This window comes from Xanthobacter sp. BG11Y11_SDJG (assembly GCF_057364445.1).
This window is the reverse complement of sequence record NZ_JBNFNU010000678.1, coordinates 1-1,306: the sequence shown is the minus strand read 5'-3', so window position 1 is coordinate 1,306 and position 1,306 is coordinate 1. Positions and strand designations below refer to the sequence as shown.

Sequence of the window (1,306 nt, the reverse complement as noted above, 5' to 3'; positions counted from 1 at the left end):
CTGCGGTGCTCGGGCGCTGGCGCCCTGCCGGCCTGCGCCCGCCGAGGCCGGCGAATTCACCGCCGCGCCTTCGCCAGCGGCAAGATGGACCTCGCCGAGGTGGAGGGCCTCGCCGATCTGATCGCGGCCGAGACCGAGGCGCAGCGACGCCAGGCGCTGGCGCTCGCCTCCGGCGCCTCTCCCGCCGCATCGGCGGCTGGCGCGCGGCGCTGGTGCAGGCGCTGGCGCTGGTGGAAGCCTCCATCGACTTTTCCGACGAGGGCGATGTGCCGGAGGATCTGGTCGCCGAGGCGCGCGCCGTCATCGGCCCGCTGGCGACGGAGGTGGCGGCCGCGGTGCGCGATGCCGATCGCGGCGAGCGGGTGCGCGCCGGCTCACGGTCGCCATCGCCGGGCCGCCCAATGCGGGAAAGTCCACGCTGCTGAACCGCCTGGCGGGGCGGGAGGCGGCCATCGTCTCCCCCCTTCCCGGCACCACGCGGGACGTGCTGGAGGTGCATCTGGAGCTCGCCGGGCAGGCGGTTCTCCTGCTCGACACGGCGGGCCTGCGCGAAACCGCGGACGCGGTGGAGCAGGAAGGCGTGCGCCGGGCGCTGGCCCGCGCCGAGGTGGCGGACCTTGTGCTGTGGCTATCCGACGACGGCGAGGCGCCGCCCGCCGCGCTCGCCCGCGCCATCCGCGTGGCGCACGAAGGCGGACCTCGGCGGCGGCGTTCCCGCGGATTGGATTGGCGTGTCGGCGCGCTCCGGTGCGGGGGTCGCGGCGCTGCTGGCGCGGCTGGAACGGGAGGCCGAAGGGCTCGCCGGCGGCGAGCCGGCTCTGGTCTCGCGCGAGCGCCAGCGGCTCGCTCTGGCGGCGGCCAGTGGCCATCTGGCCCGTGCCGACCGGGATTTCGCCGGGCGCGAGGAGTTGCGCGCGGAAGAACTGCGGCTCGCCGCGCGCGCGCTCGACCGCGTGATCGGGCGGGTGGATGTGGAGGATGTGCTCGACGCTCTGTTCGGCACCTTTTGCATCGGCAAGTGAGGGCGGGAGGCCTGCCCGGGATGTTCACGTGAAACATCCCGCGCGTTAAGCGCGCCGAAGTGTCTCCCGCCTTGACGCGGCCCGAAAGCCGACGTTTCTCCTCTTCCATGCCGCGCGCCGCGCGCGCCCGAACCGAAGAGCCCATGCCGAACCACGTTCCCCTTCCCGCCTTCGACGTGATCGTCGTGGGCGGCGGCCATGCCGGATGCGAGGCCGCCGCCGCCGCGCGCGGGCCGGGCCGCGCCATGAGCGCCGGAACGGTCCATCGCGACGTGCTGTGCCCG

At 75.1% G+C, this 1,306-nt stretch carries 3 protein-coding genes and 1 pseudogene; all 4 read left to right on the top strand.

Annotated features, from left to right (window positions below; all coding sequences use genetic code 11):
- Positions 1–212: 212 nt before the first annotated feature.
- Positions 213–425, top strand: a complete 213-nt coding sequence (locus AC2W7M_RS25690) for a hypothetical protein (protein WP_486135945.1) — start codon at positions 213–215, stop codon at positions 423–425.
- Positions 386–586, top strand: a pseudogene (locus tag AC2W7M_RS25685) (GTPase); the annotation flags it as partial. The gene AC2W7M_RS25690 and the pseudogene AC2W7M_RS25685, both read left to right, overlap by 40 nt.
- 145 nt (positions 587–731) lie before the next feature.
- Positions 732–1,022 (top strand): hypothetical protein, encoded by a 291-nt coding sequence (locus AC2W7M_RS25680; RefSeq protein ID WP_486135943.1) that lies wholly within the window; start codon positions 732–734, stop codon positions 1,020–1,022.
- Between the two features lie 107 nt (positions 1,023–1,129).
- On the top strand, positions 1,130–1,306 hold a 177-nt coding region (locus AC2W7M_RS25675), incomplete at its 3' end, for an FAD-dependent oxidoreductase (protein WP_486135947.1).